The following is a 15,320-nucleotide window of genomic DNA, read 5'->3' on the forward strand; positions in this document are numbered from 1 at the left end:
CGACAGTTGAAGAGAGAAACCAAACGTGAAACACAAAGAGCGGGCCAGTATGGCCGGCTTTTTTTATGTGAAAAAGATGTCGATATCCTCATGAGGTTTGCATGAATTGATGAGAAAGCGGGCAATTTAATTGGTAATGATGTTCGGTGGAGGAGGCGGTCGAATGAAAGGGCTGCATATCTTAATGTGTATATGGCTGCTATGTGCTTTTGTTCCTAATAAAGTAGAGGCACGTACATTAAAACGAGTCGATCTTGAAAAAACGGGACGTGCCTTTTGGGACATGAGAGCGGAACGGAAAAAGATTGCAATCACCTTTGATGATGGACCTCACCCAGTGTATACAAATCAAATATTGGATGTGCTGAAGGAGCAACAAGTGAATGCGAGCTTTTTTGTGATAGGGAGCCGAATCCATGCATATCCAATGATCGCAGAACGGATTGTGGACGAAGGGAATGAACTCGGCAATCATACGATGAATCATACGTATTTTGACCTGTTGTCGTCAAAGGAGATCAAGCGGGAATTAAAAGAATCAGCGGCTCATATCGCTTCACTCCAGCCTGGTGGTCCCTTATTATTTCGCCCTCCTGGTGGACGCTTAACAATGAAATCATTCCGCATTCTGTCAAAGCAAGGGTACGATGTGGTCATGTGGTCCTTTACGCAAGATCCGAAGGACTGGTCAAGACCAGGCGCACATAAAATTGCAAGCCGAATTATTGATCATATTCAAGGCGGCGATATCATCCTTTTACATGATGGCGGCGGAAATCGCAAGCAAACGGTAGAAGCATTAAAGCAGGTGATTCCTGAATTAAAGAAGAGAGGCTATGAATTTGTAAAAGTAAGTGAGCTGCTGCACCATGACAAAGCATATATGCCAGTTCAACTGCAATAGTAATCATTCGTCAAAAACAGTCATTCATTGAAACCAAAAGTCTTGTCGTTTACTATATGAAGAGGGCTTTTGGAGGTGAATGTTGTGAAGAAGTATGTTTTCCTTTTTATCCTATTATGTGTTGCTGCTGGGTGCTCAAAGCCAGTACAAGAAAGCGTCATTGCATTTGGTGACAGCAATACAAGAGGATCAAACTGGGACTTTCGAGATTATCCAACATCTGAAAAATGGGTGAATCTCATGAAAAACGTCGAGCGCGGCCAAATTCAAGTGAAGAATGCAGGCATTGGTGGGCAGACGACTGAAGACGCGAAACTGCGCTTTGAGCAGGATATTTTAAAACAGAAACCAACTTACGTTCTCATCATGTTCGGTACGAATGATGCGGCGATTTTAGACGGGAAACATCCCCGAGTGACGAAAAAACGGTTTAAAGAAAATTTAACCTACTTCATTTCTGAAAGTAGAAAAGAAGGCATTACCCCGATTCTCATGACCTGTGTTCCTGTTGTAGAAGGCGGGAAAAAGGGCTTGTATTATTACTCTAGATATAAGTCATCTTATTTTGCCGGGAGAGGCGGGGCAAGAGCTTGGCAAAACTCTTATAATGACATCACGAGAGAAGTAGCGAAGGATGAGCAGGTGCCGCTTGTCGACAACTGGAAAGCTTTCATCCGAGAAGCTGGTGAAGATAGTGATCATGCCCTGATTCAGTCAGGCTTGATCGACCCTTCTGGCAATCATATGACACCAAAAGGGGCGAGAATTATTTATAACGAAATCAAAGAGCGTGATGTCATCAAACATTTTTAAATGATGGCCATCTGCCTAAACAAGACCATCCATCCAGCATAGTCTAACAGTATATCTTCCTAGAAGGAGGTAACTGATATGTGGGGATGTCCTTATCCTTACCCTGCGTGTTCGCCTTATCCAGCACAAGGAGCAGGAATCGGTTACGCTTTTCTTGTTGTGTTCCTTGTGGTCATTTTAGTCGTAGGCGGAGGGTTATGGTTTTGGAATGAACAGCCTTGCAATTAAGACACCTCTTCTTTCATCAGAAGGGGTGTTTTTTACGGAAAATAGTAGTAAGCCTATAGCGCAAGTGATATAATATCAGTCACCTGAGTTTAAAAAAGGAGAGTGCTCGGGAGGCATGGTTCCTGTGATATGGAATTAAGAGGAAACAGAGAGCATATGCCCGAGCGAACGTCTTTTCATTTCTGTCTCAATTAATTCAATGAAGTCGCGATTTAAGTTCATTTCATTTGCTTTATAATACGATTCTATAAGTAAATCATCTGACAGCTTTTTCATACTAGAAACCCATATGATGGGAAAAACACCTCCCCTGAAAAAGTTGGCATAAAATTTGAGGAAAAGACATATCATCATAGGTTGATCGACTGTCTTTGAAGTACCTTTAATCTACCATGAATGGGAAACAAGAACAATCGTTCTGTTATCCACATGGTTAAGTGGATAACTTGTGGGTAGAGTGTTTATAATTGAATGAAAGCGTGATGAAATATAGGTGGATAATGTGTGTAAAATTATCCACACCTGTTGAAGGTCCTCATCATATGTCGAAAACTTTTTCATTGTATTCGATAGACAGACAAATTGTGATTTGATTCGACACAATCGCTGAAAACCAATGGAAGAAAGGGTGCAAATTGTGCTAAAGAAGTATTTCTTACCGGATGAATTTGTGAAAAGTATTTTCCACATTTCACCGCAAAAATTAAAAGAACGAAATGTAAAAGGAATTATTACCGATCTAGATAACACACTAGTAGAATGGGACCGTCCAAGTGCGACACCGCGCTTAATTGAGTGGTTTCAAGAAATGAAAGATCACGGGATACAAGTGACGATTGTATCGAACAATAATGAAAAAAGGGTCAAGCTTTTTTCTGAACCGGTTCATATCCCGTTTATCTATAAAGCGAGAAAGCCTATGGGAAGAGCCTTTAATAAGGCAGTCGCTGATATGCAATTGAAAAAAGAAGATGTGGTTGTCATTGGGGATCAGCTCATGACAGATGTTCTTGGCGGGAATCGTCATGGCTTCCATACGATTTTGGTCGTTCCTGTTGCTGCCTCGGACGGATTTTTCACAAAGTTTAACAGGCAGATTGAACGCAGAATTTTAGGAGCCTTAAAGCGTAAGGGCCACATTCAGTGGGAGGAAGAGTAATAATGGAAAAGGTTGTTTGTATTGGCTGCGGTGTAGCCATTCAGACGGAAGATAAAGATCAATTAGGATATGCGCCGGCAGCATCTCTATTGAAAGAAGATGTGATCTGTCAGCGCTGTTTTAGGTTAAAGAACTACAATGAAATTCAAGATGTTTCTTTAACAGAAGACGACTTTTTAAATATATTGCACAGCATTGGAGAGACAGATTCTCTCATTGTGAAGGTCGTTGATATTTTTGACTTTAACGGAAGCTGGATCAATGGGCTGAGCCGTATTGTCGGCGGTAATCCGATTTTACTTGTCGGTAACAAAGTGGATATTTTACCGAAATCCGTGAAAAAAGATCGTCTGATTCATTGGATGAAACGGGAAGCAAAGGAAAACGGATTAAACCCTATTGATGTTTTCTTAATTAGTGCAAGCAGAGGTCAGGGCGTGCCTGAGGTGATGGAAGCGATTGATCATTATCGCGATGGAAGAAATGTCTATGTTGTCGGCTGTACGAATGTTGGGAAATCAACATTTATCAATCGAATCATCAAAGAAGTATCTGGAGAAGAGAATGTCATTACTACCTCCCAATATCCAGGTACTACACTTGATGCGATTGAAATACCGCTTGATGACGGATCTGCTTTATTCGATACGCCGGGCATCATCAACCGCCATCAAATGGCGCATTATGTCAGCAAAAATGACCTGAAGATTTTAACGCCGAAAAAAGAATTGAAACCGAGAACGTTCCAATTAAATGAAGCACAAACGCTTTATTTTGGTGGACTGGCTCGATTTGATTACGTAAAAGGCGGCAGAACGTCATTTGTCTGCTATATGCCAAATGAGCTGAACATTCACCGTACAAAGCTTGAGAACGCAGATGATTTATATGAAAAACATGCAGGAGAACTGCTGTCGCCGCCATCAAAAGAGGGAATGGAAGATTTCCCGCCGCTCGTTCCGCATACCTTTACCATTGATCAGCCAAAAATGGACATCGTCTTTTCAGGTTTAGGCTGGGTCACTGCAAATGATGCGGACAAGCAAATCAAAGTTTATGCGCCAAAAGGCGTTCATGTGTTTATGAGACGTTCGTTAATTTAAATGTTCAAAGGGGGAGAGACCTTGAAACCTTTATACGGAGTAATCGGTAACCCTGTTGGCCACTCAATGTCTCCGGATATTCATAATGCTGCACTAAAGGATGCTGGAATTGATGGACATTATCATGGCTTTCAAGTAGAAAATGATGACCTGAAAGATGCGATTAGCGGCATGAAAGCGTTAGGAATCAGCGGCATTAACGTCACTGTTCCGCACAAGGTAGAAATCATGAAGTACCTTGACAAAATTGATGTAACAGCTGAACGCCTCGGTGCCGTCAATACGGTGCGGCTCGAAGGAGATCAGCTCGTTGGGTACAATACAGATGGAGAAGGCTTTCTTCATTCATTGCTTGAAGCCCTGGATCAGCCGTTATCAGAGCTGTCATTTCTCTTGATTGGTGCTGGCGGAGCGGCAAGAGCGATTTATACGACAATTGCTCAGTATGCACCGAAGAGCTTTGATATTACGAACCGCACCATTGAAAAAGCTGAAGCTTTAATTGAAAGTGCAGAGGGGAAAATCACATCTCATGCAATCACATTAAATACAGCAGAAGAGCAACTTGGGGAATATGATGTCATCATCCATACGACCTCGATCGGCATGTATCCGAATGTTGAAGAAACCCCGATTTCTTTAGCGAACGCAAAAAAAACAGCGGTCGTTTGTGATATTGTGTATAATCCAATAGAAACAAAACTGCTAAGTGAAGCAGCAGGTTTAGGCTTGAAAACAGTAGATGGGGTTGGCATGTTTGTTGGACAAGCAGTAAGAGCCTTTGAACTGTGGACAGGCATTACGCCTGACGCCGGAAAAATGAAGTCAATTGTCATAGAGAAATTAGGAGGAACACCATGTTAAAAGGTAAGCAAAAACGTTTTTTACGTGCACAAGCACATCATTTATCACCTATTTTTCAAGTTGGAAAAGGCGGGGTAAATGACAATATGGTCAAGCAAATTTCCGAGGCGCTTGAAGCAAGAGAACTGTTAAAGGTCAGCGTATTGCAAAATTGCGATGAAGACAAAACGGAAGTTGCGCAAGCACTTGTAAAAGGTGCAAAGGCTGAACTCGTTCAAACGATCGGAAATGTGATTGTCCTTTACAAAGAATCTAAGGAAAATAAACAAATTAAGCTGCCGTAAAGGTGGATGCGATATGAAAAAAATAGGGTTGTTCGGCGGTACGTTTGATCCTCCCCATAATGGGCATTTGCTGATGGCAAGTGAGGTGCGGATTCAAGTTGGGCTTGATGAAATTTGGTTTATCCCAAACCATATGCCTCCTCACAAAACAGGACGGAAACGAGCAGATAGTCATCACCGGATAAATATGGTGGAGGCGGCGATTCAGTCAAATCCGTATTTTCAGCTCGAGCTCATTGAAATGGAGCGGGAGGGTCCGTCTTATACGGTAGATACAGTCAATCTGTTAAAGAAGCGTCATCCAGAAGATCAGTTCTTTTTTATGATAGGAGCGGACATGGTCGAGTATTTGCCAAAATGGCATCGGATCGATGACTTGCTTCAAATGATCACCTTTATTGGGATGAAAAGACCGGGTTACGTTGGAAGTACGGCATATCCTCTTTTATTTGCAGATGTTCCAGCTTTTGATGTATCATCGACATTGATTAGGCAGCGAATAGAGCAGGGAAAACCTGTTGATTATTTGATTCCGAAAGCTGTTGAGCGTTATATAAAGGAGCATCATTTATATGAATCGTGAAGAAGCATTGAACTGTGTCAAAGAGCAGTTAACAGAGCATAGATATACACATACACTTGGAGTCATGGAAACAGCCATTTCATTAGCGGAACGGTTCGGTGCTGATGTGAAAAAAGCAGAGATCGCCGCTATTTTTCATGATTATGCGAAATTTAGACCAAAGGAAGAAATGAAGGGGATTATCGAGCAAGAGAAGATGAACCCTTTATTGCTTGAATATTCGCCCGAGCTTTGGCACGCCCCGGTTGGTGCCTATTTGGTCAAAAAAGAAGCTGGAATTAGCGATCAAGATGTTTTAACAGCCATTGAATTTCATACTTCCGGCAGACCAGACATGACTTTACTTGAAAAAGTCATTTATGTCGCAGATTATATAGAACCAGGACGACATTTCCCTGGTGTCGAAGAAGTAAGGGAGTTAGCAGAACATGATCTAGATCGTGCACTGATCCAATCATTAAAAAACACCATCAGTTTTCTAATGAAAAAGAATCAGCCAGTCTTTCCAGATACGCTTGCTACTTACAACTCGCTTGTGCATAAGAACAACTAAGGAGGAATTTTGGATGGATTCATCATCAATTTTAAACGTCGCAGCAGGAGCATGCGATGATAAACGGGCTGAGGATATTATTGCCCTTAATATGCAAGGAATCTCACTTGTTGCAGATTATTTTCTCATTTGTCACGGGAATTCTGATAAACAAGTGCAAGCCATTGCAAGAGAAGTAAAACATCTTGCAGAGGAAAGTGGAATTGAAGTAAAGAAGATGGAAGGCTTTGATGAAGCAAGATGGGTATTGATTGACCTAGGAGATGTCATTGCCCATGTGTTCCACAAAGAAGAAAGAGGATATTACAATCTAGAAAAGCTTTGGGGAGATGCGCCGAGAGAAACGCTTTCACTTGGCATTAACTCATGATTTATCAAGGGTTTGCAGGTGTGTATGACGAGCTCATGACACATGCACCTTATGATGAATGGGTTCAATGGATCCAGCAGTATATGAAGCCGAATGCTGCCATCATCGATGTAGGCTGTGGAACTGGAGAGATTTCTCTTCGGTTAGCTGAAAAGGGCCACAAGGTCACAGGAATTGACCTCAGTGAAGAAATGCTGGCCTTCGCGCAGCAAAAAGCCCAGGCGAAAAAGCAGTCGATTCAATTTCTACATCAAGATATGAGAGAGGTTACGGGCTTTGAGCAAGCCTTCCAGGCAGCCGTTATTTGCTGTGATTCCTTGAATTACTTAAAAAACGAAAATGACGTCAAAAAAACCTTTAAAAACATGTTTCAGCTTTTAGAGGAAGATGGGGTTTTACTTTTTGATGTTCATACGCCTTATAAAATGGAAGAGGTATTCCCGGGATCGACTTTTGCAGATCAAGATGAAGAGATTAGCTATATTTGGCAGAGCGATAAAGGGGATGACATGTATTCGGTCATTCATGATTTAAGCTTTTTTGTAAAAGATGGAGACATGTATCAGCGTTATGATGAGACGCATGAACAGCGCACATTTCCATTTGAAACATATGCAGCGTTCCTTAAGTCCGCTGGTTTTGAACAAATAGAAGTGACCGCTGATTTTACAAATGAAGCCCCCGGTGAATTTGCCGAAAGATATTTCATCTCAGCTAAGAAACCAAAAACCATCGTTTAATAGAACGATGGTTTTTTAAAACCCTTTTTTCGCTTGTTGCAAAGATGATTAATTTCTGCGATCATCAGTGAACACACTTGGTGGATATTGATGCGCAACTGCTTCAAGATCTTCATCGAATTTTTCATGGGTGTTTTGAAAGAGGCGGTGAAACATATCTTGCACACCTGCTTCAAGTGCTTTAATGCCTTCACCAGTGACCCCGCCTTTCACACATACTTTGTCTTGCAGTGTCGGAAGGGTATAGACTCTTTTTTCAATCAAACGGCCAAGTCCAACCAGCATATCTTCTGCTAAGGTGGTGGCTTCTTCTTTAGAAATATCCGTTTCTTCTACGGCCGCTTCAATCATCTTCTGAACGAGAAAACTGATAAAAGCAGGTCCGCAGCTGACAATATCGGAAGCCGCTCTTGTAATCGAATGATTGATCTCGATTGGTGTTGAAATGCACGAAGCTAACTGTCTTAACGCTGTTTTCGTCACGGCATTGCATGATGAACCAAAAGTTAAAAGTGATGCGCCTGATAATGCGCGGTTTGTAATGCTTGGAATCAGCCTGGCTGTTTGACAAGGAACGATATCCTGAAGCTGTTCAGGATGAACCGGACTTGTAATGATGACAATGGTTTGCTGCTCCGTTAAAAGAGGACTCAGCTCTTTTAAAAGTGGATAAATATCAAGTGGTTTGACACAAACAAAAATGAAATCTTTATTCGTGACAGCCCCTGAAAGCTGTTTCGTTACTTCAAGCTCTGGATGGTTCTTTTTTATATTGAACGCTTTTTCAATGGTTCGGTTTGTAATGGTGATCGATGAGGGATTGACTGCCTTTGATTCAATAAATGCCTCAGTAAGTATGGTACCCATGTTTCCTGTACCGATTAACCCTATATTCAAACGTTCTCCCTCCTTAGACGCATAGGATCTGTTATCTTCTAAACAGTATGTCGAACAGTAATAAAATATGATTGAAAGAAGCGTGATTAAGTGAAACGACTCATTCCATTAAAAAAATACAGTCTTTATATTGCAGCTGGACTCATGGTTGTGATGATCACCAGTTTCTTCTTTTTCACTGGAAAAGGGGAAGGCAGCAGAGAACCAAATGTATTGAAGGGAAATAAAGACATACAAGTCACATTAGAAGACAAACAAGAAAAGACAGAAAAAGAGCCATCGTCGATTTTTGTAGAAGTCAAAGGAGCTGTAAGAAAGCCAGGTGTTTATACGTTTCAATCTGATGCTCGGGTAGAAGAAGCGATTCGAAGGGCAGGAGGCTTTACTAGCAAAGCAGACTCGATTGAAATCAACCAAGCAGCAAAATTAGAGGATAGTATGATGATTTATGTTCGGAAGCAGGGGGAAGCGGAAAGAGAGACGCAAACAGTATCAGATGACGCATCAACGGACGTTGAAAAGAGTGAGGGGGTAAATGTCAATCAGGCCGATGCAGCCGAATTGCAAACCATTAACGGCATAGGACCAGCTAAAGCCGAAGCTATTATTACCTATAGAGAGGAACACGGAGATTTTCAACAAATTGAAGACTTGCGGAACATTTCAGGTTTTGGGGAAAAGACGATTGAACGGCTGAAAAGTCAATTGACCGTGAAGTAGAATTGACGGTATAGAAGAAAGGCATGTACACTTAATATCAACCATCATTCTGGAGGGATCAGCTCGTGGAAAGAATTTCATGGAATCAATATTTTATGGCACAAAGCCATTTGCTTGCTTTACGAAGCACCTGTGAGCGGTTAGCTGTTGGGGCGACCATCGTAAGGGACAAGCGCATTATTGCAGGGGGGTATAATGGCTCCATTGCCGGTGATGTTCATTGTGCGGATGTAGGGTGCTATGTCATTGATCATCACTGTGTTCGCACCATCCATGCGGAAATGAATGCTATTTTACAATGTGCCAAATTTGGAGCACCTACAGCTGATGCTGAAATATATGTCACACATTTTCCTTGTTTACAGTGCTGTAAAGCCATCATTCAAGCGGGTATACGGACAGTGTACTATGCAAAGGATTATAAAAATCATCCATATGCCGTTGATTTATTCGAGCAGGCGGGTGTTCAAACGGAGCAAGTTGAATTAGATGAAATGATCATCGACTTAAAAAATCAAGAAAAATTGGCCTTTGTTGCAGATTTAATTGGGAAGCTGAGTGAATCAGGACTTAGCGAAACAGAAATTCGCGATATGCATGAGAAGGCGAATCAATTATTTACTTCCTATGTTTAAATATTTGCCGTTTGGGGCAATTTCAGCAGCTGTTGGAATTGCTCTGGCTGCATATCATCTTCATATATATTTCCTTCTCTTTCTTCTCATCATATTACTTCTCAGCCTACTGAAAAAAATGCCCCAGCTTTTTTTAATGGTCAGCCTATGTGGGGCTGTCTATACACTTATTTTTATGGTTCATGAGTCTCTTGAAACGGAGCTACCCGTACAAGAAAAATTCCTATCTGATTCCGTTGTGATTGAAAGCATTCCGAAAACAGATGGCAATCGTTTTTCAGCGACTGTATCGACAGACCATGAACGACTAGCCACTTTTTATACAATTCAAACAGAGCGTGAAAAAGAGGCATTAAAAGAGGTAGAACCTGGTATGAGCTGTCACATGACAGGTGATGTTCGCCCAGCAAAACACGCCACCATTCCTAACGGATTTCAATACGATCAATTTTTAAAAACAAAAGGCATTGACGCTATATTTCTGCCGCAGTCGATCAAAAACTGTACAAAAAAAGGCGGTTCTTCCTACTATCTTCAAGCGATGAGGCAAAAGGGTTTGACATTTTTAGAGGACCATGTGCCAAAACACTCTGTTGGCATTGTACAGGCACTTATTTTTGGCGATCGTGAGTTGATAGAACCTGACACATTAAGAGATTATCAAATGCTCGGTATTATTCATTTACTAGCGATCTCAGGATTGCATGTGCAAACGCTTCTTGCGTGTTTATTTTGGTGTCTCCTTCGTGTGGGTGTGACAAGAGAGACAGCACGTATTCTTCTATTATGCTTTCTTCCTATTTATGCTTGTTTGACAGGTGCTGCACCATCTGTTTTAAGAGCTTGTCTCATGGCAGGAATCTATTTAGTGATGACTAGTCTGCCAAAAGAATTGAAACAGCCTTCTGCTGTGGTATTAAGTGCAACGTTTTTACTCTTATTAGCGATTCATCCCCTTTATTTATTTGATATCGGATTTCAGCTTTCCTTCGTGGTGACGTTTTTTATTTTGTTATCGACGAGGATTTTATCAAAACCAAAAAGTTCGGTTATGCAATTATTCCTGATTTCCTTTATTGCACAGCTTGCTTCGCTCCCTGTTCTTTTATATCATTTTCATCAATTCTCTTTACTGAGCGTTCCTTTGAACATGATATTTGTTCCTTTTTTTACGACGATCGTCATGCCACTATCCTTACTCTTTTTTCTTTTGACGATCGTTTATCTTCCGCTTGGACAAACATTGTTTCAACTGCTTGATTCGGTGATCCAGCTTAGTCATCAATTGTCAGCCTATATGGCTGATTTTGATGGATTCAACTTGATTTTTATGAAGTCAACTTGGTGGCATATTGTTCTTGAGGTGAGTGCCTTAATTGTTCTGTTAGTTGTGATGGAGTGCAAAACGTCTGTGAAGTCCTATGCTGTGCCGCTCCTTTTTCTCATTGGTGTCTTGAGTGTTCACTATTTCACCCCGAATTTTTTCGAAAAAGGGGAAGTGACGATGCTGGATGTAGGACAGGGGGATAGTTTGTTTATTCAGCTGCCCTATCGAAAGGGGCACCTGCTTGTGGATACGGGAGGCAGGCTTTCTTTTGAAGAAGAACCGTGGAAAAAAAGACGAAAAGTGTCTACGATCGGTGATCAAACGCTGATCCCGTTTTTACATTCTAAAGGTATAGCGAAACTTGATGTCCTTATTCTGACGCATGCGGATCAAGACCATATGGGAGAAGCGGTTCGTTTAATCAAGCGAAATAAAGTAAAGCGGCTGGCTATACCAAAAGGCTTTGCCCGGAGTCCAGAGGATGCGGAGCTGTTAAAAGAAGCAGCTGATCAAGGGATCATGATTGATGAATTAGAGAGAGGAGATCGGCTTCAGATTGGAGAGCAAATATTTGAGGTTCTTCATCCGTCGCGTGATCGAGTGACAACTAAGAATAATGATTCGCTCGTTTTGACATTTACTCTAGGCGGGAAGCGGTTTATGCTCACTGGAGATCTTGAACAAGAAGGGGAGCGAGACATTATAGAAGCCTTTCCTCATCTGCGGGCAGATATCTTAAAGGTTGGACATCACGGGAGTAAAGGGTCAACAAGCGAAGAATGGCTTCAGCATCTCAAGCCCTCACATGCACTCATTTCAGCAGGTGAACGCAATCGTTATCAGCATCCACATCAGGAAGTCTTGAAAAAATTAAAGGATCAGCAAATGAAGGTGTATCGTACAGATACCGACGGGAGTGTGACGTATGAATTTCTCGATGAGGAAGGAACGTTTTACACTCACCCTCCATATGATATCTTACAAACTCAATAAAAAAACTGCCAAAACGGCAGTCATGTAACCTTCATGAAGTTAAGATCCAACGAGGTGTATAATAGTTGCCAAAATAAACATTGAGGCGAAAAATCCGAATGTGACGATAAAACCAACGGCTGAGTCGGTCACATCATTCCGCTTGCTTTGAACATTTTTTTCAAATTCATTCATTTTCATCCCTCCTGGCTAATTTTAGTATACTTGAACTCATTTGGAATTGCTAGAAGGTAAAGTAACCGTTTTCCATTTTCATGATCATTTTATGAATATCGTCTGACAGCAGGCTGACCCGGGAGCTTGCGCCGGACGTTTACTATAAATGAGGAGGCGGCACTTTCAGCTTCCTCTTTACTAATGTCTTCACACACTTTAGGATAGAGGAGGAAGTGAAAGAGAGGGATTCAATTGATGGTCTTTGATGTATGGAACAATTTAAAACGAGGGGATATCCATCCCGTTTATTGCTTATATGGGAAAGAAACATATTTACTGCAAGAAACCGCCGCTAAATTGAGACAAGCAGTAGTAGACGAGGAAACGAAAGATTTTAATTACTCCATCTTCGATATGGAGGAGGTGCCGCTTGAACAGGCTGTGACCGATGCAGAAACATTTCCGTTTATGGGAGAAAGACGTCTCGTCGTGATCAAGAATCCTTATTTTCTTACAGCTGAGAAGAAAAAGGAAAAGATCGAGCATGAGCTTTCTGTATTAGAAGCTTATTTAGAAAAGCCAGCGCCCTATACCATTCTTGTGTTATTAGCACCATATGAAAAGCTGGATGAGCGTAAAAAAATCACCAAATTGCTAAAAAAGAAAGCTGCTGTTGTTGAGGCGAAAGAATTAAACCCAAAAGAAACAACTGATTTCACCATTACACTGGTGAAGACAGAAGGAAAGATGATTACATCTGAAGCGGCTGAACAGCTTGTGATGCTATGTGGCGGAAGTCTATCCTCTCTATTCCAAGAGGTTCGGAAGCTAAGTACATATATTGGAGAGCGGGAAGAAATTGAGTTAGCAGATGTCAATCAGCTCGTTGCAAGAAGCTTAGAGCAAAATATTTTCGAGCTGATTAATCAAATCGTAAACAGACGCCGCTCTGAGGCCATGCAGATGTTTTATGATCTCTTGAAGCAAAATGAGGAACCCATTAAAATATTAGCACTCATTTCAACTCAATTTCGATTGATTTTGCAGACGAAGTATTTCGCTCAGCAAGGGTATGGACAAAAACAAATTGCTTCAAATCTAAAAGTCCACCCATTCCGGGTCAAACTTGCCATGGATCAGGCAAGATTGTTTTCAGAAGAAGAGCTCAAGCAGATCGTCAAAGAGCTTTCAACAATTGATTATGAAATGAAAACGGGTAAAAAGGACAAGCAGCTGCTGTTAGAATTGTTCCTGCTTCGATTGTTAGGCGCTTGAACATAAAAAACGACCTTCTAAAAAGAGGGTCGTTTTTGTTTAGATGTATAATTGCCAGTCTGTCCTTAGGCTCGGCCGATCAGGACGGACGTACAGTTAAACAGGTGCCTCATCACTGAGGCGTTGCAAGCATTATGCAGAAAGTCCGTTTACTTGTTTAGCAAGTCTTGATTTGTAACGCGCAGCTGCGTTTTTGTGTACAAGACCAGTTTTAACGGCTTTGTCAATGCGTTTTGCAGCAGAAGCAAGAGCAGCTTTTGCTTGCTCAGCATCGTTGTTAGCTACAGAAACTTCAACTTGTTTAATCGCAGTACGCATCGCAGACTTAATTGTTACGTTATGTGCACGGCGTTCGTTATTCGTTTTTGTACGTTTGATCGCTGATTTAATATTTGGCATGTGTTTCACCTCCTAAGATACAACCTAAACACAATTGTCTTAAGGTTAAATCTTCACAATAGAACAAATTGTATTCTATCAAACACACCTTTAGAATGCAATATAAATGTAAAGTATTTTTCATTGATGACGTGCTCGAATGTTTCTTTCAAGAGATGGAAAGACTACTGTTAATTACTTGGTGGAAGGAGTCTTTTTATGGAGAAACAGAAGCTCGATTTAAGCGTTTATCAAATCCGGACAGACCTTGCTGTTGAAACAAAAGAGATACTAGAACAAGAGAACGATCCGAATGTCGTCAAAAAGGACGGGATCCAAGGGATCGTCGAAAAGGAAAAAGATGAGCAAGGCATCCGCATCCGTACTGTAGAAATCACGAAAGAAGGGGAGGAGCTGACTGGCAAAAAGGCAGGGACCTACTTGACGTTTGAAGCGCAAGGCATTCGGGAGAAAGACTCTGAAATGCAAGAAAAAGTCGTCCAAGTCTTTGCCCGTCATTTTGCTCAGTTTTTAAAAGACAGAGGCATTCAGGCAGATGCGAGCTGCCTTGTAGTAGGACTGGGAAACTGGAATGTCACGCCAGATGCACTAGGTCCTCTCACAGTTGAAAACCTGCTTGTAACCCGCCATCTCTTTGAATTGCAGCCGGAAAATGTTCAGGAAGGCTATCGCCCAGTTTCCTCTTTGTCACCAGGTGTGATGGGACTGACTGGTATTGAAACAAGTGACATTATCCAAGGTGTGATTGAGCGGTCTAAGCCTGATTTTGTCATTGCTGTCGACGCCCTTGCTGCTCGTGCGGTGGAACGAGTGAATACAACCATTCAAATTTCTGATACAGGTATCCATCCTGGTTCTGGTGTAGGGAATAAGCGGAAAGAATTAAGTAAAGAAACATTGGGCATCCCAGTGATTGCGATTGGCGTTCCGACAGTTGTGGATGCAGTAACGATTGCTAGTGACACAATTGATTATGTCTTAAAGCATTTTGGTAGAGAACTAAAAGATGATAGACCATCTCGCTCTCTTGTGCCGGCTGGTTTGACATTCGGGAAGAAAAAAGTGCTTAACGAAGAAGACTTGCCAGATGAGGAAACACGTCAATCATTCTTAGGCATCGTAGGAACCCTTCCAGAAGAAGAGAAAAGGCAGCTGATCCATGAAGTGCTTGCGCCGCTCGGGCAAAATTTAATGGTCACACCTAAAGAAGTCGATACATTCATTGATGATATGGCAAACGTACTTGCCAACGGATTAAACACAGCGCTTCATCAAAAAATCACGCAAGATAACATGGGTTCATATAATCATTAATCG

The 15,320-nt window shown here is 41.5% G+C and carries 20 protein-coding genes; 16 read left to right on the forward strand and 4 right to left on the reverse strand.

The window, feature by feature from the left end:
- The first annotated feature begins 163 nt into the window (after nucleotides 1-163).
- The 3 genes from AC20OE_RS07130 (at nucleotide 164) to AC20OE_RS07140 (ending at nucleotide 1,945) form a co-directional block, all read left to right on the forward strand.
- The gene (locus tag AC20OE_RS07130) at nucleotides 164-904 is read left to right on the forward strand and encodes a polysaccharide deacetylase family protein (protein WP_251180498.1); all 741 of its coding nucleotides are present in this window, start codon (nucleotides 164-166) and stop codon (nucleotides 902-904) included.
- Between the two features lie 84 nt (nucleotides 905-988).
- Complete coding sequence (locus AC20OE_RS07135; protein ID WP_024423053.1) at nucleotides 989-1,717, forward strand: SGNH/GDSL hydrolase family protein; 729 nt, start codon at nucleotides 989-991, stop codon at nucleotides 1,715-1,717.
- 78 nt (nucleotides 1,718-1,795) lie between these two features.
- A complete protein-coding gene (locus tag AC20OE_RS07140; protein WP_162842499.1) occupies nucleotides 1,796-1,945 on the forward strand; it encodes a hypothetical protein in 150 nt (49 codons plus the stop codon).
- Between the two features lie 135 nt (nucleotides 1,946-2,080).
- On the opposite strand, the gene AC20OE_RS07145 is transcribed toward AC20OE_RS07140, so the two are convergent.
- Nucleotides 2,081-2,221: a sporulation histidine kinase inhibitor Sda gene (locus tag AC20OE_RS07145; RefSeq protein WP_003217327.1), complete on the reverse strand. Its 141-nt coding sequence runs from the start codon at nucleotides 2,219-2,221 to the stop codon at nucleotides 2,081-2,083.
- Between the two features lie 361 nt (nucleotides 2,222-2,582).
- On the opposite strand from AC20OE_RS07145, the gene AC20OE_RS07150 reads away from it, so the two are divergent.
- From AC20OE_RS07150 to AC20OE_RS07185, 8 genes are read left to right on the forward strand one after another with little or no spacing between them, the layout of a single operon-like run.
- Complete coding sequence (locus tag AC20OE_RS07150; RefSeq protein WP_008356191.1) at nucleotides 2,583-3,104, forward strand: YqeG family HAD IIIA-type phosphatase; 522 nt, start codon at nucleotides 2,583-2,585, stop codon at nucleotides 3,102-3,104.
- A 2-nt stretch (nucleotides 3,105-3,106) separates the two neighbouring features.
- A complete protein-coding gene (gene yqeH / locus AC20OE_RS07155; protein ID WP_059374584.1) occupies nucleotides 3,107-4,207 on the forward strand; it encodes a ribosome biogenesis GTPase YqeH in 1,101 nt (366 codons plus the stop codon).
- A gap of 21 nt (nucleotides 4,208-4,228) precedes the next feature.
- A complete protein-coding gene (aroE, locus tag AC20OE_RS07160) occupies nucleotides 4,229-5,071 on the forward strand; it encodes a shikimate dehydrogenase (RefSeq protein ID WP_039180084.1) in 843 nt (280 codons plus the stop codon).
- Nucleotides 5,065-5,355, forward strand: a complete 291-nt coding sequence (yhbY, locus tag AC20OE_RS07165; RefSeq protein WP_058839047.1) for a ribosome assembly RNA-binding protein YhbY — start codon at nucleotides 5,065-5,067, stop codon at nucleotides 5,353-5,355. The genes aroE and yhbY overlap by 7 nt, the downstream gene beginning before the upstream one ends.
- A 13-nt stretch (nucleotides 5,356-5,368) precedes the next feature.
- A complete protein-coding gene (locus AC20OE_RS07170) occupies nucleotides 5,369-5,938 on the forward strand; it encodes a nicotinate-nucleotide adenylyltransferase (protein ID WP_058839048.1) in 570 nt (189 codons plus the stop codon).
- Nucleotides 5,928-6,491 (forward strand): bis(5'-nucleosyl)-tetraphosphatase (symmetrical) YqeK, encoded by a 564-nt coding sequence (gene yqeK, locus AC20OE_RS07175; RefSeq protein ID WP_058839049.1) that lies wholly within the window; start codon nucleotides 5,928-5,930, stop codon nucleotides 6,489-6,491. Before AC20OE_RS07170 ends, yqeK begins: the two co-directional genes overlap by 11 nt.
- 13 nt (nucleotides 6,492-6,504) lie before the next feature.
- Entirely contained in the window at nucleotides 6,505-6,861 is a 357-nt protein-coding gene (gene rsfS, locus AC20OE_RS07180) for a ribosome silencing factor (RefSeq protein WP_003217467.1), read from the forward strand.
- Nucleotides 6,858-7,601, forward strand: coding sequence for a class I SAM-dependent DNA methyltransferase (locus AC20OE_RS07185; RefSeq protein ID WP_126681566.1), 744 nt, complete (start codon nucleotides 6,858-6,860; stop codon nucleotides 7,599-7,601). Before rsfS ends, AC20OE_RS07185 begins: the two co-directional genes overlap by 4 nt.
- A gap of 48 nt (nucleotides 7,602-7,649) precedes the next feature.
- On the opposite strand, the gene comER is transcribed toward AC20OE_RS07185, so the two are convergent.
- Complete coding sequence (gene comER / locus AC20OE_RS07190) at nucleotides 7,650-8,498, reverse strand: late competence protein ComER (protein WP_099663459.1); 849 nt, start codon at nucleotides 8,496-8,498, stop codon at nucleotides 7,650-7,652.
- Nucleotides 8,499-8,588: 90 nt separating this feature from the next.
- Between comER and AC20OE_RS07195 the strand changes: the two genes are divergently transcribed.
- From AC20OE_RS07195 to AC20OE_RS07205, 3 genes are all read left to right on the forward strand, one after another.
- Nucleotides 8,589-9,218 (forward strand): helix-hairpin-helix domain-containing protein, encoded by a 630-nt coding sequence (locus tag AC20OE_RS07195; protein ID WP_487268770.1) that lies wholly within the window; start codon nucleotides 8,589-8,591, stop codon nucleotides 9,216-9,218.
- Between the two features lie 65 nt (nucleotides 9,219-9,283).
- Entirely contained in the window at nucleotides 9,284-9,853 is a 570-nt protein-coding gene (locus tag AC20OE_RS07200) for a ComE operon protein 2 (RefSeq protein ID WP_039180075.1), read from the forward strand.
- A complete protein-coding gene (locus AC20OE_RS07205) occupies nucleotides 9,846-12,173 on the forward strand; it encodes a DNA internalization-related competence protein ComEC/Rec2 (protein ID WP_487268814.1) in 2,328 nt (775 codons plus the stop codon). Before AC20OE_RS07200 ends, AC20OE_RS07205 begins: the two co-directional genes overlap by 8 nt.
- 39 nt (nucleotides 12,174-12,212) lie before the next feature.
- Here the strand turns inward: AC20OE_RS07205 and AC20OE_RS07210 are convergent, their stop codons facing one another.
- Nucleotides 12,213-12,347: a YqzM family protein gene (locus tag AC20OE_RS07210; RefSeq protein WP_012010638.1), complete on the reverse strand. Its 135-nt coding sequence runs from the start codon at nucleotides 12,345-12,347 to the stop codon at nucleotides 12,213-12,215.
- 237 nt (nucleotides 12,348-12,584) lie between these two features.
- Here AC20OE_RS07210 and holA point away from each other — a divergent pair, with 237 nt between their 5' ends.
- Entirely contained in the window at nucleotides 12,585-13,604 is a 1,020-nt protein-coding gene (gene holA / locus AC20OE_RS07215) for a DNA polymerase III subunit delta (protein WP_047201921.1), read from the forward strand.
- Between the two features lie 132 nt (nucleotides 13,605-13,736).
- Here holA and rpsT read toward each other — a convergent pair whose 3' ends face one another.
- A complete protein-coding gene (gene rpsT / locus AC20OE_RS07220; protein WP_024423042.1) occupies nucleotides 13,737-14,003 on the reverse strand; it encodes a 30S ribosomal protein S20 in 267 nt (88 codons plus the stop codon).
- Between the two features lie 198 nt (nucleotides 14,004-14,201).
- Between rpsT and gpr the strand changes: the two genes are divergently transcribed.
- The gene (gpr, locus tag AC20OE_RS07225) at nucleotides 14,202-15,317 is read left to right on the forward strand and encodes a GPR endopeptidase (RefSeq protein WP_059374591.1); all 1,116 of its coding nucleotides are present in this window, start codon (nucleotides 14,202-14,204) and stop codon (nucleotides 15,315-15,317) included.
- The last annotated feature ends 3 nt before the right edge of the window (nucleotides 15,318-15,320 follow it).

The organism is Bacillus sp. SRI_025 (genome assembly GCF_057592095.1).

What these genes read in the sequence shown, in the direction of transcription:
- AC20OE_RS07130 (WP_251180498.1), top strand. Translation starts at nt 164, where the DNA reads ATGAAAGGGCTGCATATCTTAATGTGTATATGGCTGCTATGTGCTTTT.
- yqeH (WP_059374584.1), top strand. Translation starts at nt 3,107, where the DNA reads ATGGAAAAGGTTGTTTGTATTGGCTGCGGTGTAGCCATTCAGACGGAA.
- rpsT (WP_024423042.1), bottom strand. Translation starts at nt 14,003, where the DNA reads ATGCCAAATATTAAATCAGCGATCAAACGTACAAAAACGAATAACGAA.
- rsfS (WP_003217467.1), top strand. Translation starts at nt 6,505, where the DNA reads ATGGATTCATCATCAATTTTAAACGTCGCAGCAGGAGCATGCGATGAT.
- yhbY (WP_058839047.1), top strand. Translation starts at nt 5,065, where the DNA reads ATGTTAAAAGGTAAGCAAAAACGTTTTTTACGTGCACAAGCACATCAT.
- AC20OE_RS07170 (WP_058839048.1), top strand. Translation starts at nt 5,369, where the DNA reads ATGAAAAAAATAGGGTTGTTCGGCGGTACGTTTGATCCTCCCCATAAT.
- gpr (WP_059374591.1), top strand. Translation starts at nt 14,202, where the DNA reads ATGGAGAAACAGAAGCTCGATTTAAGCGTTTATCAAATCCGGACAGAC.
- yqeK (WP_058839049.1), top strand. Translation starts at nt 5,928, where the DNA reads ATGAATCGTGAAGAAGCATTGAACTGTGTCAAAGAGCAGTTAACAGAG.
- AC20OE_RS07210 (WP_012010638.1), bottom strand. Translation starts at nt 12,347, where the DNA reads ATGAATGAATTTGAAAAAAATGTTCAAAGCAAGCGGAATGATGTGACC.
- AC20OE_RS07185 (WP_126681566.1), top strand. Translation starts at nt 6,858, where the DNA reads ATGATTTATCAAGGGTTTGCAGGTGTGTATGACGAGCTCATGACACAT.
- AC20OE_RS07145 (WP_003217327.1), bottom strand. Translation starts at nt 2,221, where the DNA reads ATGAAAAAGCTGTCAGATGATTTACTTATAGAATCGTATTATAAAGCA.
- AC20OE_RS07205 (WP_487268814.1), top strand. Translation starts at nt 9,846, where the DNA reads ATGTTTAAATATTTGCCGTTTGGGGCAATTTCAGCAGCTGTTGGAATT.
- AC20OE_RS07140 (WP_162842499.1), top strand. Translation starts at nt 1,796, where the DNA reads ATGTGGGGATGTCCTTATCCTTACCCTGCGTGTTCGCCTTATCCAGCA.
- holA (WP_047201921.1), top strand. Translation starts at nt 12,585, where the DNA reads ATGGTCTTTGATGTATGGAACAATTTAAAACGAGGGGATATCCATCCC.